General features: G+C 63.3%; 24 protein-coding genes and 1 tRNA gene. 16 read left to right on the top strand and 9 right to left on the bottom strand.

Annotated elements, in window-relative coordinates:
• Positions 1 to 39 precede the first annotated feature (39 nt).
• The 4 genes from Q0X62_RS13150 to Q0X62_RS13135 all read left to right on the top strand — a co-directional run bounded on the left by Q0X62_RS13150 (position 40) and on the right by Q0X62_RS13135 (position 4,352).
• On the top strand, positions 40 to 852 hold the full coding sequence (locus tag Q0X62_RS13150) for an ABC transporter permease (protein ID WP_297736642.1): 813 nt from the start codon (positions 40 to 42) through the stop codon (positions 850 to 852).
• 81 nt (positions 853 to 933) lie between these two features.
• The gene (locus Q0X62_RS13145) at positions 934 to 2,121 is read left to right on the top strand and encodes an aspartate aminotransferase family protein (protein WP_297736639.1); all 1,188 of its coding nucleotides are present in this window, start codon (positions 934 to 936) and stop codon (positions 2,119 to 2,121) included.
• Between the two features lie 34 nt (positions 2,122 to 2,155).
• Positions 2,156 to 3,082: an Hsp33 family molecular chaperone gene (locus Q0X62_RS13140; RefSeq protein ID WP_297736636.1), complete on the top strand. Its 927-nt coding sequence runs from the start codon at positions 2,156 to 2,158 to the stop codon at positions 3,080 to 3,082.
• A 115-nt stretch (positions 3,083 to 3,197) separates the two neighbouring features.
• The gene (locus tag Q0X62_RS13135) at positions 3,198 to 4,352 is read left to right on the top strand and encodes a diguanylate cyclase (protein WP_297736633.1); all 1,155 of its coding nucleotides are present in this window, start codon (positions 3,198 to 3,200) and stop codon (positions 4,350 to 4,352) included.
• Here Q0X62_RS13135 and Q0X62_RS13130 read toward each other — a convergent pair.
• Both Q0X62_RS13130 and apaG read right to left on the bottom strand, forming a co-directional pair.
• On the bottom strand, positions 4,349 to 5,806 hold the full coding sequence (locus Q0X62_RS13130; RefSeq protein ID WP_297736630.1) for a TrkH family potassium uptake protein: 1,458 nt from the start codon (positions 5,804 to 5,806) through the stop codon (positions 4,349 to 4,351). The two genes, Q0X62_RS13135 and Q0X62_RS13130, sit on opposite strands and share 4 nt — an antisense overlap.
• 50 nt (positions 5,807 to 5,856) lie before the next feature.
• Positions 5,857 to 6,249, bottom strand: coding sequence for a Co2+/Mg2+ efflux protein ApaG (apaG, locus tag Q0X62_RS13125; RefSeq protein WP_297736627.1), 393 nt, complete (start codon positions 6,247 to 6,249; stop codon positions 5,857 to 5,859).
• A gap of 164 nt (positions 6,250 to 6,413) precedes the next feature.
• Here apaG and Q0X62_RS13120 point away from each other — a divergent pair, with 164 nt between their 5' ends.
• The 3 genes from Q0X62_RS13120 to Q0X62_RS13110 all read left to right on the top strand — a co-directional run bounded on the left by Q0X62_RS13120 (position 6,414) and on the right by Q0X62_RS13110 (position 9,708).
• Positions 6,414 to 7,433, top strand: a complete 1,020-nt coding sequence (locus Q0X62_RS13120) for a 2'-deoxycytidine 5'-triphosphate deaminase (RefSeq protein WP_297736624.1) — start codon at positions 6,414 to 6,416, stop codon at positions 7,431 to 7,433.
• A 97-nt stretch (positions 7,434 to 7,530) separates the two neighbouring features.
• On the top strand, positions 7,531 to 9,519 hold the full coding sequence (locus Q0X62_RS13115) for a S9 family peptidase (RefSeq protein WP_297736621.1): 1,989 nt from the start codon (positions 7,531 to 7,533) through the stop codon (positions 9,517 to 9,519).
• A 115-nt stretch (positions 9,520 to 9,634) separates the two neighbouring features.
• A tRNA-Gly gene (locus Q0X62_RS13110) sits at positions 9,635 to 9,708 on the top strand.
• Positions 9,709 to 9,732: 24 nt separating this feature from the next.
• Here the strand turns inward: Q0X62_RS13110 and Q0X62_RS13105 are convergent.
• From Q0X62_RS13105 to Q0X62_RS13095, 3 genes are all read right to left on the bottom strand, one after another.
• A complete protein-coding gene (locus Q0X62_RS13105; protein WP_297736618.1) occupies positions 9,733 to 10,077 on the bottom strand; it encodes a hypothetical protein in 345 nt (114 codons plus the stop codon).
• A gap of 185 nt (positions 10,078 to 10,262) precedes the next feature.
• Complete coding sequence (locus Q0X62_RS13100; RefSeq protein WP_297736615.1) at positions 10,263 to 11,876, bottom strand: glycosyltransferase; 1,614 nt, start codon at positions 11,874 to 11,876, stop codon at positions 10,263 to 10,265.
• 72 nt (positions 11,877 to 11,948) lie between these two features.
• Entirely contained in the window at positions 11,949 to 12,437 is a 489-nt protein-coding gene (locus Q0X62_RS13095; protein ID WP_297736613.1) for a histidine phosphatase family protein, read from the bottom strand.
• A gap of 136 nt (positions 12,438 to 12,573) precedes the next feature.
• On the opposite strand from Q0X62_RS13095, the gene Q0X62_RS13090 reads away from it, so the two are divergent.
• The 4 genes from Q0X62_RS13090 (at position 12,574) to Q0X62_RS13075 (ending at position 14,239) form a co-directional block, all read left to right on the top strand.
• Entirely contained in the window at positions 12,574 to 13,227 is a 654-nt protein-coding gene (locus tag Q0X62_RS13090; protein ID WP_297736610.1) for a peroxiredoxin, read from the top strand.
• A 141-nt stretch (positions 13,228 to 13,368) separates the two neighbouring features.
• The gene (locus Q0X62_RS13085) at positions 13,369 to 13,635 is read left to right on the top strand and encodes a hypothetical protein (protein WP_297736607.1); all 267 of its coding nucleotides are present in this window, start codon (positions 13,369 to 13,371) and stop codon (positions 13,633 to 13,635) included.
• Complete coding sequence (locus Q0X62_RS13080; RefSeq protein WP_297736605.1) at positions 13,632 to 14,042, top strand: hypothetical protein; 411 nt, start codon at positions 13,632 to 13,634, stop codon at positions 14,040 to 14,042. Before Q0X62_RS13085 ends, Q0X62_RS13080 begins: the two co-directional genes overlap by 4 nt.
• The gene (locus Q0X62_RS13075) at positions 14,039 to 14,239 is read left to right on the top strand and encodes a helix-turn-helix transcriptional regulator (protein ID WP_297736601.1); all 201 of its coding nucleotides are present in this window, start codon (positions 14,039 to 14,041) and stop codon (positions 14,237 to 14,239) included. The genes Q0X62_RS13080 and Q0X62_RS13075 overlap by 4 nt, the downstream gene beginning before the upstream one ends.
• A gap of 8 nt (positions 14,240 to 14,247) precedes the next feature.
• On the opposite strand, the gene Q0X62_RS13070 is transcribed toward Q0X62_RS13075, so the two are convergent.
• Genes Q0X62_RS13070 through Q0X62_RS13055 form a run of 4 tightly spaced genes read right to left on the bottom strand, consistent with a single transcriptional unit; the run spans position 14,248 to position 17,859 of the window.
• Positions 14,248 to 15,354: an ABC transporter permease gene (locus Q0X62_RS13070; protein ID WP_297736598.1), complete on the bottom strand. Its 1,107-nt coding sequence runs from the start codon at positions 15,352 to 15,354 to the stop codon at positions 14,248 to 14,250.
• Positions 15,351 to 16,277 (bottom strand): ABC transporter ATP-binding protein, encoded by a 927-nt coding sequence (locus Q0X62_RS13065; RefSeq protein ID WP_297736595.1) that lies wholly within the window; start codon positions 16,275 to 16,277, stop codon positions 15,351 to 15,353. Before Q0X62_RS13065 ends, Q0X62_RS13070 begins: the two co-directional genes overlap by 4 nt.
• Positions 16,274 to 17,224: an HlyD family efflux transporter periplasmic adaptor subunit gene (locus Q0X62_RS13060; RefSeq protein ID WP_297736592.1), complete on the bottom strand. Its 951-nt coding sequence runs from the start codon at positions 17,222 to 17,224 to the stop codon at positions 16,274 to 16,276. The genes Q0X62_RS13065 and Q0X62_RS13060 overlap by 4 nt, the downstream gene beginning before the upstream one ends.
• On the bottom strand, positions 17,221 to 17,859 hold the full coding sequence (locus tag Q0X62_RS13055) for a TetR/AcrR family transcriptional regulator (protein ID WP_297736589.1): 639 nt from the start codon (positions 17,857 to 17,859) through the stop codon (positions 17,221 to 17,223). The genes Q0X62_RS13060 and Q0X62_RS13055 overlap by 4 nt, the downstream gene beginning before the upstream one ends.
• Positions 17,860 to 17,958: 99 nt before the next feature.
• On the opposite strand from Q0X62_RS13055, the gene Q0X62_RS13050 reads away from it, so the two are divergent.
• From Q0X62_RS13050 to Q0X62_RS13030, 5 genes are all read left to right on the top strand, one after another.
• Entirely contained in the window at positions 17,959 to 18,408 is a 450-nt protein-coding gene (locus Q0X62_RS13050) for an ABA4-like family protein (protein ID WP_297736586.1), read from the top strand.
• Positions 18,409 to 19,039: 631 nt separating this feature from the next.
• Complete coding sequence (locus Q0X62_RS13045; protein WP_297736583.1) at positions 19,040 to 20,629, top strand: lysine--tRNA ligase; 1,590 nt, start codon at positions 19,040 to 19,042, stop codon at positions 20,627 to 20,629.
• Between the two features lie 144 nt (positions 20,630 to 20,773).
• The gene (locus Q0X62_RS13040) at positions 20,774 to 21,208 is read left to right on the top strand and encodes a hypothetical protein (protein WP_297736580.1); all 435 of its coding nucleotides are present in this window, start codon (positions 20,774 to 20,776) and stop codon (positions 21,206 to 21,208) included.
• Positions 21,208 to 21,642: a hypothetical protein gene (locus Q0X62_RS13035; protein WP_297736577.1), complete on the top strand. Its 435-nt coding sequence runs from the start codon at positions 21,208 to 21,210 to the stop codon at positions 21,640 to 21,642. Before Q0X62_RS13040 ends, Q0X62_RS13035 begins: the two co-directional genes overlap by 1 nt.
• 2 nt (positions 21,643 to 21,644) lie before the next feature.
• Entirely contained in the window at positions 21,645 to 21,863 is a 219-nt protein-coding gene (locus Q0X62_RS13030) for a helix-turn-helix transcriptional regulator (protein ID WP_297736574.1), read from the top strand.
• Positions 21,864 to 21,913 lie beyond the last annotated feature (50 nt).

Raw genomic sequence — 21,913 nt, 5'->3', positions numbered from 1 at the left:
TAACGCAGATGGTTACCGGGAAATTAAGGGTAATTCGATATGAGTAACGCCGCCTTAACAGATTTTCCACAGCCCAAGAAGTTCGGTCTTTTCAATGCCTTGGGTTTGTGGACCTTGTACAAGAAGGAAGTGCGCCGATTCTTGAAGGTCGGCATGCAGACCGTGCTCGCACCGGTCGCCACGACGCTGCTTTACATGACCGTCTTTGCCGTCGCGATCGGCGCGCGCCGCGGTGATGTTGGCGGCATACCCTTCGCGGAGTTCCTCGCGCCGGGCCTGATCCTGATGGGCCTGCTCAATAATGCCTTCGCCAATTCCGGCTCGTCCATCCTGGTCTCCAAGGTGCAGGGCAATACGGTCGATTTCCTGATGCCGCCGCTGTCGGCGCTGGAATTATTTCTCGCCTTCACCGGGGGCGCGATGACCCGGGGCATCCTGGTCGCGGCGGTGACTGCGGTTACGCTCATCCCCTTCATCAATGTGGTGCCGGTTCACTGGTGGGCGGTGCTCTATTTCGGCATCAGCGCCGCCGCGATGTTGTCCATGATCGGCATCGTCGGCGGGTTGTGGGCCGAGAAGTTCGACCACATGGCTGCCGTCACGACCTTCGTCATTACGCCGCTGACCTTCCTGTCGGGGACGTTCTACTCGATAACCAATTTGCCCGGGCCGCTGGCGACGATCAGTCATTTCAACCCCTTCTTCTACATGATTGACGGTTTTCGCTATGGCTTCACCGGCCATGCGGACGGCAATCTCCTGATCGGCGTTGTCCTGCTGGCCGTGATCAACCTTGCACTGGGGGCGCTCAGCTATGCGCTGCTGCATGCAGGCTGGCGCTTGAAGAGCTGATCGCGGCGGCCTAGAGGAGAGACAAGGCCCGCATCAAGACAGGGCCGGACAATCCAGCCGGACACTTCAGGAGGAAACGACATGCCCGCACCGATGATGGATACCTATGCCCCGCCGGATCTGGTCTTTGACCATGGCAAGGGTCCGCGCCTGTTCACGGCCGATGGCGACGGGTATCTCGACTTCATTTCGGGCATTGCGGTGAATTGTCTGGGCCATGCCCACCCCAAGGCGGTGGCGGCGCTCAACGAGCAGGCCGGCAAGCTCTGGCACCTGTCCAACATGTTCAAGGTCCCGGCCGGCGTCGAACTGGCCGACAAGCTGACCAAGGCAACCTTTGCAGACCGTGTTTTCTTCACCAATTCCGGCGCCGAGGCGATGGAGTGTGCGCTCAAGACCGCGCGTCGCTATCACTATGTGAACGGCAATCCGCAGCGCTACCGCATCATCACCTTCACCGGTGCCTTCCACGGCCGCACCTATGGCGCGATCAATGCCGGCGGCAATCCGAAATATCTCGAGGGTTTCGGTCCGGCAATGGAAGGTTTCGACCAGGTCGAGTTCGGTGATCATGAGGCACTGAAGGCGGCCATCTCCGAAGAGACCGCGGCGATCTGCATCGAGCCGGTCCAGGGCGAGGGTGGCGTACGCGCTGTTCCGGAACAATGCCTGCGTGGTCTGCGCGAGCTGTGCGACGAGCACGGTCTCCTGCTGATCTATGATGAAGTGCAGTCCGGCGCCGGACGCACCGGCAAGCTCTTCGCCCATCAATGGGTCGAGGGCGCCGAGCCGGACATCATGGCGGCGGCCAAGGGTATCGGTGGCGGCTTCCCGATGGGCGCCTGCCTGGCGACGGAAGCAGCGGCTGAAGGCATGGTCGTCGGCACGCACGGCTCGACCTATGGCGGTGGCCCGCTGGCCATGGCGGTCGGCAATGTCGTTTTCGACGAGCTGACCGCGGACGGCTTCATGGAGCAGGTCGTCGACGTCTCCAATTACCTGACCCAGCAATTGCACGGCCTGATGGATCGCCATGGCGACAAGATCGAGGAAGTCCGCGGCAAGGGCCTGCTGATCGGCGTGAAGCTGAAGCCGGGTTACGATCCCAAGAAGCTTGCAGGTCTGGCTCGCGATCGCCATCTGCTGATCGGTGCAGCGGGCGATAATGTCTCGCGCATGGCGCCGCCGCTGATCATCACCAAGGATGACGCCAGCGAAGCGGTCGCGGTGCTCGACGAGGCGCTGGCCGCCCTTCAGCCGATCGCCTGATCAACAGGCCTGCCAGACGACGAGGATTTGAGTTGTGAGTGACCCGCTCGGAGAACACGACAATATCGTTGCCGGCTTTCAGATCGAAGGCCGCACGGTGCGTGGGCGGGTCACCCGGCTCGGCTCGGTCCTGGACGACATCCTGTCGGCCCATGATTATCCTGAGCCGGTGGCCCGACTGCTGGGCGAAGCGGTGCTCGTCACCACGCTGGTCGGGGACGCGCTGAAGTTCGACGGTCGTCTGATTGTGCAGGCCCAGGGCGACGGACCCGTCCGCTTCCTGGTGGCCGAATATGTCACCGGTGAAGGGGTGCGCGGCTTCGCCTCAATGGATCGCGAAGCGGTCGAGGCGGTGCTGACCGATCCGCCAGCACCCGAGGCGATGATGGCCAGCCTCCTGGGCCGTGGCTCCTTCGCCATGACCATCGACCACGGTCCGGACATGGATCAATATCAAGGCGTGGTGGCGCTCGAGGGCGAAAACCTGAGCCAGGTGGCCGAAACCTATTTTCGTCAGTCCGAACAGACCCCGACCCGATTGCGCTGTGCGATCGGCGAAATCTGGTCTGGCGACGAGGCGCGGCAATGGCGCGGCGGCGGCGCACTGTTGCAGTCAGTCGCCAGCGACGAGGCCCGCGGCTCGGCCCAAGAGGACTGGGATCATGCCCGGGCCCTGTTTGAAACCGTCGAGGATGCCGAGCTGCTTGACCCCGATCTGTCCGCCGGCGGTCTGCTTTATCGTCTCTTCAACGAGGACGGTGTTCGCCTGCTCGCGCCGGCGACCGTCACCAGGCGCTGTTCCTGTGAACGTGAGCGTTTGCGCCGCATCATTGCGTCCTTCCCCGCCGATGACCGGGCTGCAATGGAATCTGACGGGGCCATCGTGATGACCTGTGAGTATTGCAATCGCGACTGGAGGTTCGATCCGAAGGATGTGGACGGCGCGACGTCCGGATCGTAAGCGGAATCAGCGCTTTGGCGTTGCGGTGCAGCATAACTTCTTGGCGCATGACAACGCTCCGGTAAGGCCTGAGGTGGAAAGTCCAGCCTGATTGGGGAAGCGGATACCACGCGTCATGGACTCGAAAACGCTCATTCTGGCTATTGTGCCGGTCATTCTGGCCGGTGTGTTCATCCATGCGGTGAATGCGGCGATTCAGCAGAACAAGGATGGCCCGCGCTGGTGGCTGGCCGCGACCGCAACGCATGGCATTGGCCTGGGTCTGATCTCCTTGCGCGGCGTCGTACCGGATGTCCTCGGCATTGTGTTGGGCGACATGATGGCCGCCGGCGGCTTTATCATCATGCTCGAAGGCGTGGCCCGCTTTGCCGGGCGCCGCGTGCCGCGCTGGCAATTGGGCGCACTGGCGGCTGTGGTCGTGCTGGGATTTCCTGCCTTCACCTGGGGTGTGGACAGTGCAGCGCTCCGATTCGCCGTTTTCGGGGTCGCTGTCATTGTCCCCAACCTGCTGATGCTGTCCTATCTGTCGGTGATCGGTCGGCGCGACGGCAATCTGGGTGTGCGCCTGCTGCGCTATACGATCTACTACTTCGTGGGGTCGCTCGCTGTGATCTCCGTCGGTGTCCTCCTGTTCGATCCGGACATGCCCAGCGTGCTGGCACCGAACCAGATGGTGGCGCTCGGTATCCTCTCGCTGATGGTTGTGGAGACCAATCTGGTCTTCGGCTTTGTCCTGCTCTCTGCCGGGCACTCCGCATCCGTGCTGCGCAAGGCCGCGCTGACCGATCATTTGACTGGCTTGCCCAATCGTCGCGCTTTCGAAGCCCTGGTTCATCGCGCCCTCGGCGGAGAGGCCGAGGCTGACCGCAAGTCCGCGCTCGCCGTCTTTGATGTGGATCATTTCAAACACGTCAACGACACGCATGGCCATGATGTGGGCGACGCCGTACTTCAACATGTGGCGCAAGTGCTGAGCCGCGCTATCCGGGATACAGACCATGTCGCACGTCTCGGCGGCGAGGAATTCGTGGCCCTTATTCACGCCAGCTCACCGGCCAGCGCCAGCGATATTGCCGAGCGAGCCAGGCAGGCCGTCGAGGACACACCCTATGTGCTGAACGGCAAGCCGATCCCCGTCACCATCTCGGCGGGACTGGTTGAAGTGAAAGGCGTTGAGCCCTCCCTGACGCGCCTGTTCAAGCAGGCGGATACGGCGCTCTACGAGGCCAAGGATGCCGGTCGAAACCGTGTTATTCTCGCCGCCGCCTAGGCGCGCCAGAAGCGCGGGCTGAGCAGGATCAGCACGGCCAGGACCTCGAGCCGACCAATGAACATATTCGCGGTCAGCACCCATTTGACCGGGTCGGACAGCGGCTCGAATGTGCCCGAGGGACCGATGATGGAACCGAGGCCGGGCCCGGTATTGGTCAAGGTGGCGCTGGCGCCCGACAAGGCCGTGATCAGGTCCAGCCCCATGGCGGACAGGACAGCGGCCGAGACCGCATAAACCGCAAAGAAGACGAAGAAAAAGCCCAGCACGGAGTGGAGGATGCCTTCCGACACAGGGCGACCATTATAGAACATCGGGATGACGGCATTGGGCTGCAACAGGCGTGCGAGGTAGCGGCGAATGGCGGTACCGGCGACCTGGAAGCGGAAAATCTTGATCGAGCATGTGGTCGAGCCAGCACACCCGCCGATGAACATGAAAACGAAAAAGCTGGCCTGGGCGAGCGGCCCCCAAAGCCCGTAATCCGTGGTCGCGAACCCGGTTCCGGTGATGATCGATACGGCATTGAAGCTGGCATGGCGCCAGGCTTCACCATTGCCATTTTCCATGCCCTGGGCCAGCAGCAGGGCGGTCAGTCCCAGCGCCGCAATCAGGATGACCAGCATGAAACCGCGAACCTGCGCGTCCCGCCAGAAGCCGTGAAAGCGCCCCCGGGCGGCAAGCAGATAGGCGCCGAAGGGCAGGGAGGCGAGGATGATGAAGACCGTGCCGATCATGTCGGCCCCGAGACCGAAATAGGTCCCCATGGAGCCATCGGAGGTCGAGAAGCCGCCGGTCGAAACCGTGGACATGGCATGACACAACGCGTCCAGCCAGGACATGCCCACGGCCATGTAGGCGACGCAGCAGGCCACGGTGAGCGTGACATAGATCACTGTAATACCCGCCGCGATCTGGGTCGCTCGCGGCAGGACCTTGTCCGACTTGTCGCCCGTTTCCAGCTGGAAGAGCTGCATCCCGCCAATGCCCAGCATGGGCCAGAAGGCCATCGCGGTGACGATAATCCCGATGCCGCCAATCCATTGCAGGATGGCGCGCCAGAGCAGCAGGCCGGGCGGCCGGAAGTCGAGCCCGGTAATGACGGTGGCGCCGGTCGTGGTCAGGCCGGAGATGGCTTCGAAGATCGCATCCGTCCAGTTCAGCTCCTGGCCGGACAGTCGCAGCGGCAGCGCCGCACACAGCGCCAGGCTGAGCCAGGCGCCGACGATCAGCACAAAGGCACCCCGTGGCGGCATGTCGCCGACCGGCCCGCGTGTGCCCAGCGTCACGGCTCCGCCGACGAAGACGCCGATCACAGCGGACAGGATGAAGGCGGTCGCGCTCTCATGCTCACCCGCGGCAAAATCGACCAGGGCGGGCGCCAGCATGGTCACCGCGAGGACGGTGATCATCATGCCGATCATGAAGAGGACTTGCCGCAGGGCCTGGGTCACGGGCGCATGATTTCCTGAATGGGGGCCGTCATTTGGACGCAGTCACGCGATCAGTGCAACCAGAGACGGTCCGAAGGGCGGTCCAGCGAGAAGCCGGGAATGGTGGCGGCAAAGCTCTCGCCATCGCCGCGGCGCATCTCATAACTGCCACTCATGAAGCCGGACGGGGTCGGCAGAGGCGCGCCGGATGTATAGCGGAAACGCTCGCCCGGCTCGATTACCGGCTGCTCGCCGATCACGCCCATGCCCTGGACATGTTCTGTGTGTCCATTGGCATCGGTAATGACCCATTTGCGGGCGATCAGCTGGACCGGCTGTTCGCCGGTATTTTCGATCTCGATCGTATAGGCCCAGACATAGCGGCCTTCTTCCGGCGTGCTCTCGTCTTCGAGATAATCCGGGCTGACACTGATCCGCACTCCGCCACTTTCGTGCTCATACATGGGATGCCCCTGTGGCCTTCCCGCAAGTCCGGGTCCGGCCGCCAATTCAAGCTGGCTATCATCAACCTGCGCGCAGGGCGGCTCAACCCCCACGGTCAGCATCGCTGGACAGGGCGCGCGGGATGTTGGACATCTGCCTCTCCAAGACAGGCTGAGCGTGACCCATGGCTGACACCGGAATCCTCCCCGATCATCACCTCGCCGCCCTTGTCCGGCGTGGCATCCTGACGTCGGACGCGCCGCTGGCCGAGGGACAGGTCCAGCCGGCCAGTATCGATCTGCGCCTGGGCAGCAAGGCCTGGCGTCTGCGGGCGAGTTTCCTGCCTGGACCTGACCGGACTGTGGCGGAGCGTCTTGATGATGATCTCGTTATGCACACGGTTGATCTGCGCGCCGGTGCCGTACTCGAGACCGGCTGTGTCTATCTCGCGCCGCTGCAGGAAGGGCTCAAATTGCCCGCGGGCCTGACAGCGGCAATGAATCCGAAGAGTTCGACCGGGCGGATCGATGTCTTTACCCGCGTCATCACCGATCATGGCATCGCCTTCGACCAGGCGCCGGTCGGATATGACGGTCCGCTCTATGCGGAAATCTCGCCGTGCACCTTCTCCATCCTGGCCCGCGAGGGTGACCGGCTGAGCCAGATCCGCTTCCGCCAGGGTGCCCACGAGACGCTGCGCGAAGTGACGGTGAGCGTTGATCTGGCGGGCTTCAATGACGGGATTGTCGGCTATCGCGCCCGGCGTCATTCCGGTCTCGTTGATCTGGCGAAAATCGGCGGCCATGCGGCCAGCCGGTTCTGGGAACCCCTGCGCGCACCGGATCGTCGCCTGATCCTGGATCCGGGCGAGTTCTACATCCTGGCCTCACGCGAGGCGGTCGAGATCGGACGCGGCGAGGCGGCAGAAATGGCGCCCATCGCCACGGAAATCGGTGAGTTCCGCGCCCATTATGCCGGTTTCTTCGATCCGGGCTTCGGCACGGCCGAGGCGGGTGGCGTCGGCGCCCGTGCGGTTCTGGAAGTGCGCGGTCGCGATGTGCCCTTCATCCTGGAGCATGGCCAGCCGATTGCCCGTCTGGTCTACGAGCCCATGCTGGCCATGCCGAAGACCGCCTATGGGCAGGTCGCGTCGAATTACCAGGCCCAGAGTCTGAAGCTGTCGAAATTCTTCACAAGCGAATAGCGGCGGGTTTCTGGGTTTTCCCCTTGATTGTGGCGTCGCGAGGCTAAATCTTACCCTTCTGTTACCCTTTGGTGGGGTTTTGGTAAGGGAGGGGAGTATGGCCCGTTTGTTAGGCCTCGTGACAATGCTGCTCATGGCGGTCGGGACCGCGCATGCGCAGCCGCAGGTGCCATCAATCGATGATTATGCGGCGATGTCGAACATGACGTCGGTCAGCCTCTCGCCGAATGGCGAGCGCATTGTCTTCATTTCCGGTGAGAGCCGCGCCGAGCGCTCCATCGTTGTCTATTCCCTGGTCGGTGAAGCGCCGCAGGTCATTGATGGCGGTGACGATCAGGTTTTGGCGGCTGTCTCCTGGGCGAATGACGAGAATTTGCTGGCGACCTATTCCGAGCGCCGGGATATCGCATCCATGGGTGAGCGGGCGGATGTCTTCCGCACTTATATCATTCGCGCTGACGGTAGCCGGAACTGGGAGCTGAACCAGTACGCCTCCCTGGCAAATCGCGACATCTCCGATCCGGATTCGATGCTCGTCTGGCTGGCAGTCCTGCAGGACAATCGGGGCTCGCGCGTCGGTGGCGACAGTGTGGAGCAGGCGGTTGGCCTGTTCCGCCAGGAGTTTTCGCGTGATCGCGCCCGTCGCCGCATTTTCATCGGCGAGGGTGGATATAATTATATCCTGAACGCGGACAATGAACCTGTCGTTCGCTACACGAATGATGATGGCGAGTTTGAGCTCTGGGCCAATCTTGATGGATCCGGTTGGGAGCGTGTCTATAACGAAAACCTGACCCGCGAGCGTTTCCGCTTCGGTGCGCGCCGGTCTGACCGGTGGACCGGGCGCATGACCAATATGGCGGGTCTCGATGCGACCGGCCAGTACGGCTATTTCACCTCGCGCGTGAATGAAGATCGCTCGGCGGTATTCCGCTTCAACTTCGAGACCAATGAGATTGAAGGCCCGGTCGTGCAATCTGATCTGGCCGATGTCGGCAGCTTCATTCGTGATTGGCGCACCAATGCCATCATCGGGGTAAGCTGGAATGAGGAACGCCAGCACGTCGAGTATTTCGACGAGACCTTCGCCGGCATCCAGTCGCAACTGGAAGGTTTCTTTCCGGATTCCAATGTCTCGATCTCGAGCTGGGACCAGGAGTTCCGCCGCGTGATCATTTCCATCAGCGGTGGCCAGACCAGCCGGAGCTATTATCTGCTCGATCGCCAAAGTGGGGAAATGGCTTTCCTCGCCGGCGCCTATGACCGAATCCCGGATGAATCGGTCGCGCCGGTCGAGATTGTGCATTTCGAAGCCCGCGATGGCCTGGAGCTGTTCGGCTATCTCACTCTGCCGCCGGGCCGCGAAGCGAGTGACCTGCCGCTGGTGATGCTGCCGCATGGTGGTCCGCAGGCGCGGGACTTCTACGGCTTCGATCCGTGGGCGCAATTCCTGGCGTCGCGCGGCTATGCGGTCTTCCAGCCGCAATTCCGCGGGTCTGACGGCTTCGGTCGCAACTTCATCACCATGGCGCATGGCGAATGGGGTCGGTCCATGCAGGACGATGTCTCCGATGCCGTGCACCACTTGGTGGAGAGCGGAGTCGCGGATCGAGACCGCGTTTGCCTCTTTGGTTGGTCCTATGGCGGGTACGCGGCCCTGGCCGGCGCTACACTGACGCCGGAACTCTATCGCTGCATCATCGCCGGCGCACCGGTGTCGGATGTCTTCTCCATGATGAATTACGAGACGGGCCGTTTCGGTGGCGCGTCCGTGACCTATTGGGCGGAGTATATCGGCGACTGGCGCAGTGAGACCGAGTACATCACCCGGATCTCGCCGGCGCTGAATGCCGAGGATGTCCAGGCCCCGCTCATGCTGGTGCATGGTACGGACGACCTGATCGTTCCGTTCGAACAGGCTGAGATCATGGCCGAAGCCATGGATGCTGCCGGCAAGCCTTACGAGCTGGTGGCAATCGAGGATGGGCCGCACCAGTCCTACCGGATGACGGTGGACAATGTGCGCGAGCTCTACACCAATCTCGAACGTTTCCTGTTCGAGCATAATCCGCCGGACGCGAACTGACGGATGGCTTGAAACCCGCGAGGAAGGGCCGGCAATTGCCGGCCCTTTTTTGTGGCGCACGACTGCAAATGCGCGCTTCCGCCCGATGCACCGCTCCGTGTAGAATGAGTTCAAGGCGGGTGTAGCTCAATGGTAGAGCAGAAGCTTCCCAAGCTTACGACGAGGGTTCGATTCCCTTCACCCGCTCCAGTCGCCAGATGAACGAGATTGATGTCAGCAACGGCGTCCGCCGCCTGTGGGGTCGGCTCGGTTGCTGTTGGCCCGTGTATCGCTGTCTGTGCAACTGCCGCGACGCCCGCCCTGGCCCTGGCCGACGCGATCACCGGTATCAGCATCCGTGATGCGGCGATTTGACGACGCGGGTGTCGGAGCCCGGCGCACGCCGCGGCCATAGCCGGCCCGGTCGGCATAGCGTCCGTAATCGGTGTCGGTGAAGCCGGTATAGCCGGGGCCCTGTGTCACACAACCGCTGACCAGGGCTGCCGCGCCGCTGGTCAGGCCGATACCGCCAATGCGGGTCAGGAATGAACGGCGACTGATTTGTCCCTTCTTGGCCATGGCGAGCTCTCCCTTTCGCAGCGGGCCTGCCCTGATGGTCAGGATACCCGCTCCGCCTCGCAGCGGCACCCCCTGTTCGGGGGAGGGCTAGAAGCGTCGCGGACGCAGCTCGGACGGATCGACGCCGGCGAGTTCGACCAGGTGGACCAGCAGGGCAATAAAGAGCGCGGCCGTGATGATCGCGATCAGGGTCCAGGGGATGAGGCGGGGGCCCTTTTCCGGGCGGACGGGCTGACCGGCCCGCCAGCGCGCGAGCAGGAAGAGACCGACGCACAGGGCGAGTCCGACAAGGGTCGAGGTGAGGCCGAGATACATGATGGTCCGGTCAAGGCGCTGACGCCGTGCTCCGTCTTCTCCCAGTGATGCGGATCGAGGATGAGTTGGCGCAGCGCACGCAAGGCTGCAAGTGTCTGCAGCAGCCAATAGGCCGGCATGGCGGCGAGGTCGCGGCGCCTCAAAGGCAAACCGGCGCGGCGCACGGCGACCGCGGCACAGGCGATTGCGCTGGCATAACCGACCGCCATGAAGGCGAGTGCGGGCAGGGCTGCCACGGTCGCGGACGGGTTGAGAAGCAGGGCACCCAGACAGATCAGGCTGAGCGGGGCGTGTAAAAGGGCCGAGGCTGCAGCGCCGCCCAGCACCAGCACGCCAGGCCAGACGCGGCGCCAGGGTGTCCGAGGATTGGCGAGCAGAACGGCGATGGTCTGGGCGTAGCCCTTGATCCAGCGTGTCCGTTGTTTGATCCAGGGTGACAGACGAAGCGGTGCTTCCTCCTCGGTCAGGGGCTCGATCAGGCCGCAATGACAACCGGCCGCGTGCAGACGCAGGCCGAGATCGGCGTCCTCGGTGACATTCCAGGCGTCCCAGCCACCCAGGGCCAGCAGGGCGTCGCGCCGGAAATGATTGCTGGTCCCGCCCAGGGGCAGTGGCCAGCCCAGTCGCTGATAGAGCGGCAGGAGAGCGTGGAAATGGGCGGCGTATTCCAGCGCGAATTGCCGCGTCAGCCAGGTTTCGTGGCGATTATACCAGTTCAGCGGCGCCTGCAGGCAGGCCAGGCGCGGATCGGCGACGCGGAAGACTTCCGCCGCCCGCCGCAACTGGTCGGGATGCGGGTGGTCCTCGGCATCATGCACGGTGACCAGCTCGCTGCGGCACAGGCGCAGGGCGTAATTGAGGGCGCGCGGCTTGGTCCGGGGTTCGCCTGGCGGGACAATGACGATCTCGAAGCGGTCATCCAGGGCCAGTCCGCGCGCCGTGTCGATCGTGGCCTTGTCATCGGCCTCGAGTACCAGCTTGAAGGCGATGCGATCGCGCGGATAATCAATGGCAGCGAGCGAGGCGGCCAGTTGCGGCAGGACCGCGGCTTCCCGATAGAGCGCGACCATGACAGTGGCTGTCGGGAGGTCCTGGTCCGCACAGGCGGGGCCCTGCATCCATTCCGGTGCCAGACTTATCGCGCCGATGCGCAGGACGATGAGGGCTGTGAACAGGCTGCAGCAAGCCAGGCTTGCCACAGCCAGCGCAGGGCCGGGCAGCAAGGCGCCAATCACCGCCGAGACCGCGAGTGCGGCCAGACCGATCCGCCCGGCCTTGCGAGAGACCGGCCCAAAGGCGCTCATCTCGGGCGCGCGCCGGGGCAAGCCAAGGGCGGCGGTTTCGCTCCATATCCGGGCCAGGCTAGGCGGTGGCGCTGCGACCCGGGTCGGCCGAAAGGCCCGCCCGCCGAGGGGCCGCCAACGTGGTCGCCCGGCATTCTCCGCCTGTCGCGCCAGTTCCGTCTCGCCGTCCAGCAAGGCCATCACGCACCTCCCCCGTCACCCGTATTGCGGGCAGGAAAGCATGAATGCACTTATAAGGCGAGTCGCGACGCTCTACGCCCTGGGATTGATGCAGGTCACCAGGCTGGGCTGCTCCAGGTCGCAATCGGCCAGTTCGAAGACGCAGGCGGTCGCGGTGGGGTAACCGGCGGGCAATCGGCGTGTCGCGTTGCACCGTTGGGCCAGCTTGTGTGAAAATCCGCCAATGCCCGGATTATGCCCGACCAGAAGAATGGTGCGGTTGGGCGCCAGCACATCGCGGGTGGCGCGCTCCAGCATATCGGTGGAGGCGTGATAGAGGACCATCGGGTCCTCCAATTGTGGAGCGCCGAGTTGCGGCAGGAGCTGGTCATAGGTCTGGCGGGTGCGCCAGGCCGGCGAGACGAGGGCGATGTCGGCTTTCAGCCCGGCTGCGCTCAGGGCGTCCGCCGCATCGGCCGCATCGCTGCGTCCCCGCGCGGTCAGGCCGCGCTGAAAATCGTCCTCGGCTTCGAGCCGGTCCACGGCCTTGGCATGTCGCATCAGGATGAGGGTGGCAGTCATGGTGTCCGCTCGCTGGATCCGTGGCCGGCTGGTTCACATTCGGTTGCACCGGCCGGAGCGGGACTTGAACTCCCGGCGGACAAGGCGCACCTACTCCTAGGCCAGTTTCATCGCGTTTTGAACCGAGGAGAAAGACATGGGTCTGCTGTTGGGCGATATCGCCCCGAATTTCCAAGCCGAGACAAGTGACGGTCCGATCAGTTTCCACGACTGGATCGGTGATGATTGGGTGATCTTCTTCTCCCATCCGGCTGACTACACGCCGGTCTGCACCACCGAGCTGGGTTTCACCGCCAGACTGAAGGATGAGTTCGCCAGGCGTGGCGCCAAGGCGATTGCGCTTTCGGTCGACAGCGTCGAGGACCATAAGGGCTGGATCAAGGACATCGAGGAAACCCAGAATGTCCGCATGAATTTCCCGATCATCGCCGACACGGATCGCTCCGTGTCCGGGCTCTATTCGATGATCCACCCCAATGCCGATCCCAAGCTGACGGTGCGTTCGGTCTATATCATCGACCCGAACAAGAAGATCCGCGCCACCTTCACCTATCCGCCTAGCGCCGGCCGGAACTTCAATGAAGTGCTGCGCCTGATCGACAGCCTGCAACTGACCGACGGCTACAAGGTGGCGACGCCGGTCAATTGGGAAGACGGCCAGGACGTGATCGTGGTCCCGTCCATCTCGGACGCCGAAGCCGACGCGCTTTTTCCGGCTGGCTACAACAAGATCAAGCCCTATCTGCGGGTGACCAAGCAGCCGAACAAGGTGGATGAGCCTGCCGAGTAGGCGCATCTGACACGAATTGGGAAAGGCGCTCGGGGCGACCGGGCGCCTTTCTTTATGCCTGTTTTTGTAAAGCACCCTTGACGACAAGTTTCCTTTACTCCATATAGTCAAGGTCACTTTACAGACCTGAAGGAGGTTCTCATGACAATGCGCGAGTGGATGAAGGATTTCGGCGATGCCGGAGATCCGCCCAGCCTGGTCTCCCTGGCCCTGTTCGCCGTGGTCTTCCTGCCGACCATATTCCTGGCCGGCATGATCGGGCCCTCGATTGACATGGTGCGGGATGTGATTGCGGGCCTGTCCCCGGAAATGAAAATGGCCGGCCTGACGGTTTTCATTCTCGGCGTGATGGCGATCGCCCGGATCTTCACCCTTCTGTTCAGCGGCCGCGACAAGGATGTGTCATGAGTGCGAGTGAAAAACAGAACTCGGTAGCCCGGCGCTATTTCTTGCGCACTTTTGTGGCGATGATCGCCTTCACCGCGATCCTGGTTGCGATCGACAAGCTGGTGAACCCGTCCCTGAATGGATGGGATGCGGTTTCGGCCTGGCCGCTGGTGGCGCTGACCTGTCTCCCGCTCCTCATCTATGGCTATGAAGTTATTCGCTATGTCCGCTCGATCGACGAGATGCTGGCCCGCATGCAGGTCCGCGCCGCGGCGATTGCGATGCTGGCAATGCTCCTGTTCAGCGCGATCTTCGGGGTGGCCGAGATCTACGGCATCATGGAACCGCTCAACATGACCATGCTGTTTCCATTGGCGGCCGTCGTGCACTCGCTTGCGGCCGCCGTCCAGCAGGTCCAGGTGCGATGAAGAACCGGCTCAAGGACTTGCGCGGCGAGAAGGGGTGGAGTCAGCAGGCCCTGGCCGAACGGCTCGATGTCTCCCGCCAGACCGTCAACGCGCTGGAGACCGGCAAGTACGACCCGTCCCTGCCGCTCGCCTTCAAACTGGCTCGCCTGTTCGGCGAACCCATTGAGAGCATTTTCGATGATGAGTGGGCGGACTGATCTCTTCCTCAATCCAGTGTCTGTCGGTAGCGCAGCATCGCCACCGTCGCGATCACGGCGAAGATGATCATCAGCGGCCAGATTTGTGGCCAGACATGATCCAGCCCGGCCCCTTTCAGCATGATCGCGCGTACCGCCCGGATGAAATGCGTGGCCGGGATGGCCTGGCCGATCATCTGGGCCCAGTGCGGCATGGCGGCGAAGGGGAACATGAAGCCGGACAGGAGGATGGAGGGCAGGAAGGCGAAGAAGGTCAGCTGCATGGCCTGCATCTGACTGCGCGCCACGGTCGAGAACAAAAAGCCCAGCGCCAGATTGACCAGGATGAAGAGCGAGACGGCAATGAGGAAGGCTGGCGGCGAGCCGAGAAAGGGCACGCTGAACAGGAAGCGCGCTCCCGCCAGCATGATCGCCACCTGGATGAAGCCGGCCACGACATAGGGCGTGATCTTGCCGATCATCACTTCATGCGGCCGGGTCGGGGTCGATAGCAGGGCCTCCAGCGTGCCGCGCTCGGCTTCGCGGGTCAGCGCCATCGACGTCATCATCGCCATGGTCATGGTCAGGATGATGCCGAGCAGACCGGGCACGATATTGAGCGCCGTCCGTCCGGCCGGATTATAGCGCCGGTGGATGATCGTCTCGACGGGCGGCGCCATCTCGCCCAGCAGAGGGGCGAGCGCCTGCTGGACGATGGTCGGGAAGGCGCTGCTGCCAGCCCCGGCGGCCACCGGGTCGGTGGCGTCGACATCGAGCAGGATTTGCGGCCGCTCCCCGCGCGCCAGGGCGCGTTCGAAACCGGGCGGAATAGTCACGATGAAGACCGCCTCGCCATCACGCATGGCATTCTCCACCGCGGCACCCGACGCGACCGTCCCGATCAGGTCGAAATAGTCCGAGGTCTCCATCGCTTGCAGGATGGCGCGGCTGGCCGGGCCATTATCGCCCATCTCGACCAGGGTCGGCAGATGGCGCGGATCGGTGTTGATGGCATAGCCGAACAGGAGGAGCTGCATGACCGGAATGCCGACCATCATGCCGAAGGTCAGCCGGTCGCGCAGCATTTGGATGAATTCCTTGCCCAGAATGGCGAGGATGCGGGAGAGGCCCTTCATCTGAAATTGTCCTCGGCGCCGGTCATCAACCAGATAAAGGCCTCTTCCAGCCCGGTCTTGGCGGTAGTGACTGTCAGCCCGTCCTGATCGCGATAGCAGGCGATGGCGGCGTCCAGCGCGGATTCATCGCGCCCCGAGACATGCAGCGCGGCGCCGAAGCGGGCGATCTGATCCACCCCCTCCGCATGCTCCAGCGCGTCATAGACGGGTTGCAGGCCCTGGCCTTCAATGCGGATTGTCTTGAGGCCGATGCGGTCGGGAATTTCGCTGGCGGGCGCATCGATCAGTTTGCGGCCATAGGCGATGAAGGTGATGTTGTCACACTGGACCGCCTCATCCATGTAATGGGTCGAGACCAGCACGGTCACACCTTGCCGCGCCAGACGCCGGATGCGATCCCAGAAATCGCGTCGGGCCTTCGGATCGACCCCCGCGGTCGGCTCGTCCAGCAGGAGCAGGCCCGGCTCGTGCAGCGAGGCGGCGGCAAGCGCGAGGCGCTGTTTCCAGCCGCCGGACAGATTGGCGGCGAGCTGTTTGGCGCGCGGGGCGAGGTCGTAGGTCTCGAGCGCCTGTTCGACCACATCGCGGACCTTTGGCAGGGCGTGCAGGCGCGCCATAAAGGTCAGGTTTTCGCGCACTGTGAGATCGCCATAGAGCGAGAAGCGCTGGGTCATATAGCCCACCCGCGCCTTGATCTCCCGGCTCTGACGGAGGATGTCGAGGCCCAGCGCCGTGCCGCCGCCTTCATCGGGCCGCAACAGGCCGCACATCATGCGGATCGTGGTCGTCTTTCCGGACCCGTTGGGGCCCAGAAACCCATAAATCTTGCCCGGCGGGACCTGCATGTCGAAACCGTCCACGACCTTGGTGCCGCCGAAGGACTTGCTCAACCCGCTCACATCAATGGCGAGCGCCTCGCTCATGGCAAAGGCTCGAAGAAGAGCGGCGTGCCGGGCGGTGGCGGCGTGCCGTCAAACCGGGCTTCGGCGCGGAAGACGAGACGGGCGCGCTCATCGTCGGAATAGAGGATGGGCGGGGTGAATTCCGCCTCGTCGGCAATCGTGGCGATGGTGACCCGCATTCCCGCCGCGCAGCCATCACAGTTGACGGCCAGACGCGTCCCCACCGGCAGGCTGGCCAATTGCGGTTCGGGGATGAAGACGAGCGCGTGCACGGCATCGGTGGGCAGGATTTCATAGACCGGAGCACTGGGCCCCGCCTGTTCGCCGGCGAAGCGAAGCTGTCGATGGATCCGGCCGTCTGATGGCGCGCTGATTGTGCGCAGGTCGAGCCGGTGGAGCGCGGTGTCGCGCTCCGCTTCGGCCGCGGCAATTTCCGCCTGCAGCGCGCGTAGCTGGTCGGCGCGGGCCGGCAGTCGCACGATATTGAGGCGGGCGCGCATTTCGTCGACCCGCGCATCTGCGGTCTCGGCGGCGGCGCGCGCCGTGTCGAGGCGCGCCTGGGAGATATGGCCGTCGCTGAACAGGGCCTGGTTCCGCTCGAGCGCCTGGGCGGCATCGCTTTGGGCGGCGAGGGCCTGGCGCAATTGGTCACGCGCCGCCTCAATCTCCGGATCGCGGGCGCCCGCCAGGGCATCATCATAGCGGGCTGTCGCCGCATCGATGCGCGCCGAGGCTGCGGCGAGGGCAGCCACTTCCGCGGTCGCGTCCTGGCGCAGGAGCTCATCGCCGGCCGCTACCGGACCGCCTTCCTGCGCGGCGGTACTGATGATCAGGCCGGGCTGTTGCGGCGCGATGCGGATGAAGTCGCCCTCCACATAGCCGTGCAGCGTGGCGTCCGGTTCTGACGAGCAGGCGGCCAGGCAAAGGGGAAGGGCGAGGCATGCGGCGATCACGGGAAAACGGGTCATGAGGCGGGAACTCGCGGCTTGAGGCCATTGAGGAGAATATCGGCGAGGGCGTCGGCCATCTCGGCCGGATCACTCAGCCGGTCCGGCGGGAAGTGAAAGATCGAGGTCAGCGCCATATGCGCGATGCCCGGCCCGGCGGTGATGCGCATGAAGGCATCGGCGTCGACATCGCGGAAGGCGCCGCTCTCGACACCTGCTGCCAAAAGGGACCGCAAGGCGCGTCGGGCCACGTCGAGGACCTGGCTGCGATAATGGGCGGCAATCTCCGGAAAACGTCCGGCCTCGGCAAAGACCAGGCGGGGCGCAGCATTGATGTCCGGATCGCTCATGGCCGTGAAAAGCATGCGCAGAAGGCTGCGAAAAGCAGCCTCGGCATCCCGGGGTGCACCCAGCGCCACCAATTGCTCGGCCGCCTTGGCGAGCTGGCCAGCGGATTGTTCCACCAGCCCGTTCAGCATCGCTTCCTTGGACGGGAAGTAGAGATAGACCGCCCCTTTGGAGAGGCCGGCCTCGCGGGCGATGTCCTCCACCCGCGCGGCCGCAAACCCCTTGGCCGAGAAAACAGCGAGGGCGGCATCAAGGATCTCGTCCGGGCGGTCTTCCGGACGACGGCGACGGGCAGGGCGTGTGATCATACCGTGTTTATAACTGACCAGTCAGTCAGTAACAAGCCATATCCGTGCTTCGGGCGAATCGGGGTGATGTCGGGCGATCAAGCAGAAGGGCGAGGCGCCATGTACGACACCATGTTTACGGTCCTGAATGTTTCGGTGGTGCCGGCCTGGCTCCTGCTCATCCTGGCGCCCGGCTGGGTGTGGACCCAGCGATTGGTGCATGCGGCCCTGGTCCCGCTGACCCTGTCGGCGATCTATCTGACCTTCCTGACGCTGGGGATTTCAGGCCAGTCTGACCCTCAAGCCGGCATGTCCAGCCTCGCTGCGGTGCAGGCCTTGTTCTCGCATCCGGTCGGTCTGTTGACCGGCTGGGTGCATTTCCTGGTCTTTGACCTCTTCGTCGGTGCGTGGATTGCCCGCGATGCCCGCCGCATCGGGCTGAGCCGCTGGGTCGTGACACCGGCCCTCCTCCTGACCTTCCTGTTCGGGCCGGTCGGTCTGCTCATCCACCTCCTCGCTCGCAAGCTCAGCGGCAAGGCGGGCTGGTCGCTCGACGAGGTCGCGCGCTAGCGCCGACGGGTTGGCCCCTGACGGGAGGGAGTGCGTCGGGGGTCGCACTCCCTCCCTGGGATTTGCATTCCGGCTGCCTTTCGGGGGGAGAGGGGCAGCGCAGAATACAAAAAACCCTCCTCGAGCGGGCGCTCGGGAGGGCCAACAACCGGGACTGTGGGGCCAGTCTACCGGGTGAAAGCGTCTTCCTCCGCGCGCACAACCGCTGCCGGCCAATAGACCGGGCGGGAGAGGCGATATCGGGTCTGAACTGGGTTCATGATCGTCTCTTCATGTGCGCAGAACCGATGGGCTCGGTCCGGGGCGGGGTTAACGGGAGGCGGCTTATGACGCCGTCCGAGTTCGCGTTCAAGGCGAAATCGACACGGTGGGGTTGGATCGGGTCTTGGTGTGGCTTTTGGGTCACGGGCTCGTCGTGTGGGGTGCCGCTCCCACACCTTCTCCCCCGGGAGAAGGTGCCCGAAGGGCGGATGAGGGGGATCAGCTCACCGCCACCGGGATTTCCCCCTCACCCTGACCCTCTCCCAAGGGAGAGGGAATAGGCCCCCACCAAGCCCCGCCCGCTTGACCATCCTGCGCTTCCCCTCTACCTCGCGAGCTCCTGTTCACAGTGATGAGAAAGTTGCCCGGGATGTCTGTCTCCGATCTTGCCCAAAACGCGAAAGCCTGGCCGTTTGAACAAGCGCGCCTGCTCAAGAAGCGTCTGGACAAGCTGGGGCGAAAATCCGGGCCGGTCGTGTTCGAGACCGGCTATGGCCCGTCGGGGCTTCCGCATATGGGGACGTTTGGCGAGGTTGTGCGCACGACCATGGTGCTGCGCGCCTTCGACGCGCTGACCGGCGGCGCCTATGAGCCGCAGCTGATCTGTGTCTCTGACGACATGGACGGCATGCGCAAAGTGCCCGACAACCTGCCGCAGCAGGACATGCTGAACCAGCACCTGCAGGAACCGCTGACCGTGGTGCCCGATCCGTTCGGCACGCATGAGAGCTTCGGTGCGCACATGAATGCCCGCCTGCGCGGCTTTCTCGACGGGTTCGGCTTTACCTACAGCTTCCAGTCGGCGACCGAGCTCTACAAGTCCGGCGCCTATGACGCCATGCTCCGCCGGGCTGCGGAACGCTATGATGACATCATGGCGGTGATGCTGCCGACGCTGGGGGCGGAACGCCAGGCGACCTATTCGCCCTTCCTGCCGATCTCGCCGAAGACGGGTCGGGTCCTCTATGTGCCGATGAAGGCGGTCGACGCGACAGCCGGCACGATCACCTTTGACGATGAAGACGGGACCGAGACGACGCTTCCGGTCACTGGCGGTCATGTGAAGCTGCAGTGGAAGCCGGATTTCGGCATGCGCTGGGCGGCGCTGGGCGTCGATTTCGAGATGTTCGGCAAGGATCACCAGACCAATGCGCCGATCTATTCGCGCATCTGCAAGATCCTTGGCGCCGAGCCGCCGACGCAATTCGTCTACGAGCTATTCCTGGACCAGAAGGGCGAGAAGATTTCCAAGTCCAAGGGCAATGGTCTCTCGGTCGAGGACTGGCTGAAATATGCACCGGCGGAAAGCCTGTCCTATTATAACTTCGTCAAGCCGAAGACGGCCAAGCGCTTGTATTTCGACGTCATTCCCAAGGCGGTTGACGAGTATATGCAGCATCTGGCGGCCTATGCTGGCCAGGACACGGCCAAGCAGCTGGAAAACCCGGTCTGGCATATTCATGACGGCAATCCGCCAACGGATACCTCGCCGATCTCCTTCGCCCTTATGCTCAATCTCGCCTCGGCCGCTTCGGCGCATAATACGGACGTGATGTGGGGCTTTATCGGGCGCTATGTCGACGGCGCCACGCCGGCCAGCCATCCGCTGCTCGACCAGCTCGCCGGATTTGCCGTCCAGTATTTCCAGGACTTCGTGAAGCCCACCAAATCATTCCGCGCGCCCTCCGACATGGAGCGGGCCGCGATGGAGGATCTGCTGACCCGCCTGAAGGCGATGGACCGTGATGAGCGCGATGCGGTGAAGATCCAGGATGAGGTCTATGCCGCCGGCAAAACCCAGGATTTCGAAAACCTGCGCGATTGGTTCCAGGCTCTCTATGAGGTCCTGCTGGGTCAGTCCCAGGGCCCGCGTTTCGGGTCATTCGTCGCCATTTACGGCGTTGCCGAGACGATCAAACTGATCGAGCAGGGGCTCGCGGGCGTACTCGCAAGGGTCTGATTTTCAAAAGAATATACGAAAGGGCCCGAAGTTTCGGGTCCTTTTTCTATGACATGATGTCCGAAAAGTTTGACACCGTGTCTGCAGGCGCTTACATAGGTGGCAATGTAAAAAATATTAAACACAAGGAATGGAGTGTTTGACATGGGTTTCCGAGAGAAAAGCAATGTGGCCATGCTGGTCCTGACCGGGGGTGTCTATGCCTGGTATTTTGCCAGCTCCGCCGACGTCCTGTTCAGCCGGTCGATGGATCCGGAGGTCGCGCTGGACCTGACAAATTCGAAAATGCTGATGACGGTCGGTGCGATCATCATCGCCTCCATCATCGCGCACATCGCCATCGCCATCTCGGCGCCGTCCGAGGCCGACGAAGCGGCGGACGAGCGTGACAGGATGATCGACATGCGGGGCGACAAGCGCGGCGGTTTCGTGCTGGCGCTCTTCACCCTGCTGGCCATGGGATCGGCCATGACGGCCCAGCCCTTCCACCTGATCGCCAATATCGCCTTGGCCGGACTGGTTGCTAGCGAGTTGGCCAAGGGTGTGTCCAAGTTCATCGATTATCGGAGGGGCGTGTGATGCCCGCTTTCCTTGAAAGAATGAACCGCGCCGTCGCGCTCGGGACGATCCTGGCCCTGGGCTGGTATCTAATCCGGGTCGTCCCCCAGGTCTTCAGTCGACCTCTCGATGAGGTCTCCTGGAAGGTCGAGATGGCGATCGCGGTCGTAGTCTTCGTGGGCACCCTGATTGCCGACATCGTCCGCGCTGCCATTTCCAACCGGAACGAGCTGGAAGAAGCAGGTGTCGTGGATGACGAGCGTGACCATGCGGCCGAGCGACGCGGTGACGCCTGGGGCGGGCATGTCATGCATGGCGCGGCCTTCATCGCCCTGATGCTGCTGGTCCTGGAATTCGAACCGTTCTGGGCGGCAAATGCCTTGTTCGTCGGAGCCATGCTGGCCGGCCTCGTCAGTAGTCTTGTCAAATTCCTGACCTATCGCGGGAGTGTCTGACCATGGCCAAGTCCACCCCCATCACCAATGAGATCCGCACCCTGCGCTTTCATGCCGGCGAGATGACCCAGGCCGAACTGGCCCGTCAGGTTGGCGTGACCCGGCAGACCATTATCGCCATCGAGCAGGGCAAGTACTCGCCTTCGCTGGAAGTGGCCTTCAAGATTGCGCGAGCCTTCAAGGTCGGTCTCGACGCCGTCTTCCAGTATCCCGAGGATTGAGCAGCGTCTGGTTTTTCGAGGCAAGGACACGCTGCAATTTTCTCTACGTT

This window comes from uncultured Maricaulis sp., from assembly GCF_947259345.1.
Taxonomy (GTDB): Bacteria; Pseudomonadota; Alphaproteobacteria; order Caulobacterales; family Maricaulaceae; genus Maricaulis.
This window is presented reverse-complemented; position numbering and strand designations above follow the sequence as displayed.

Excerpts from the sequence above, each read along its gene's own strand:
- Q0X62_RS13150 (WP_297736642.1), top strand. The coding sequence starts at position 40 with ATGAGTAACGCCGCCTTAACAGATTTTCCACAGCCCAAGAAGTTCGGT.
- Q0X62_RS13145 (WP_297736639.1), top strand. The coding sequence starts at position 934 with ATGCCCGCACCGATGATGGATACCTATGCCCCGCCGGATCTGGTCTTT.
- Q0X62_RS13135 (WP_297736633.1), top strand. The coding sequence starts at position 3,198 with ATGGACTCGAAAACGCTCATTCTGGCTATTGTGCCGGTCATTCTGGCC.
- apaG (WP_297736627.1), bottom strand. The coding sequence starts at position 6,249 with ATGTATGAGCACGAAAGTGGCGGAGTGCGGATCAGTGTCAGCCCGGAT.
- Q0X62_RS13120 (WP_297736624.1), top strand. The coding sequence starts at position 6,414 with ATGGCTGACACCGGAATCCTCCCCGATCATCACCTCGCCGCCCTTGTC.
- Q0X62_RS13115 (WP_297736621.1), top strand. The coding sequence starts at position 7,531 with ATGGCCCGTTTGTTAGGCCTCGTGACAATGCTGCTCATGGCGGTCGGG.
- Q0X62_RS13105 (WP_297736618.1), bottom strand. The coding sequence starts at position 10,077 with ATGGCCAAGAAGGGACAAATCAGTCGCCGTTCATTCCTGACCCGCATT.
- Q0X62_RS13100 (WP_297736615.1), bottom strand. The coding sequence starts at position 11,876 with ATGGCCTTGCTGGACGGCGAGACGGAACTGGCGCGACAGGCGGAGAAT.
- Q0X62_RS13095 (WP_297736613.1), bottom strand. The coding sequence starts at position 12,437 with ATGACTGCCACCCTCATCCTGATGCGACATGCCAAGGCCGTGGACCGG.
- Q0X62_RS13090 (WP_297736610.1), top strand. The coding sequence starts at position 12,574 with ATGGGTCTGCTGTTGGGCGATATCGCCCCGAATTTCCAAGCCGAGACA.
- Q0X62_RS13085 (WP_297736607.1), top strand. The coding sequence starts at position 13,369 with ATGACAATGCGCGAGTGGATGAAGGATTTCGGCGATGCCGGAGATCCG.
- Q0X62_RS13080 (WP_297736605.1), top strand. The coding sequence starts at position 13,632 with ATGAGTGCGAGTGAAAAACAGAACTCGGTAGCCCGGCGCTATTTCTTG.
- Q0X62_RS13075 (WP_297736601.1), top strand. The coding sequence starts at position 14,039 with ATGAAGAACCGGCTCAAGGACTTGCGCGGCGAGAAGGGGTGGAGTCAG.
- Q0X62_RS13070 (WP_297736598.1), bottom strand. The coding sequence starts at position 15,354 with ATGAAGGGCCTCTCCCGCATCCTCGCCATTCTGGGCAAGGAATTCATC.
- Q0X62_RS13065 (WP_297736595.1), bottom strand. The coding sequence starts at position 16,277 with ATGAGCGAGGCGCTCGCCATTGATGTGAGCGGGTTGAGCAAGTCCTTC.
- Q0X62_RS13060 (WP_297736592.1), bottom strand. The coding sequence starts at position 17,224 with ATGACCCGTTTTCCCGTGATCGCCGCATGCCTCGCCCTTCCCCTTTGC.
- Q0X62_RS13055 (WP_297736589.1), bottom strand. The coding sequence starts at position 17,859 with ATGATCACACGCCCTGCCCGTCGCCGTCGTCCGGAAGACCGCCCGGAC.
- Q0X62_RS13050 (WP_297736586.1), top strand. The coding sequence starts at position 17,959 with ATGTACGACACCATGTTTACGGTCCTGAATGTTTCGGTGGTGCCGGCC.
- Q0X62_RS13045 (WP_297736583.1), top strand. The coding sequence starts at position 19,040 with ATGTCTGTCTCCGATCTTGCCCAAAACGCGAAAGCCTGGCCGTTTGAA.
- Q0X62_RS13040 (WP_297736580.1), top strand. The coding sequence starts at position 20,774 with ATGGGTTTCCGAGAGAAAAGCAATGTGGCCATGCTGGTCCTGACCGGG.
- Q0X62_RS13035 (WP_297736577.1), top strand. The coding sequence starts at position 21,208 with ATGCCCGCTTTCCTTGAAAGAATGAACCGCGCCGTCGCGCTCGGGACG.
- Q0X62_RS13030 (WP_297736574.1), top strand. The coding sequence starts at position 21,645 with ATGGCCAAGTCCACCCCCATCACCAATGAGATCCGCACCCTGCGCTTT.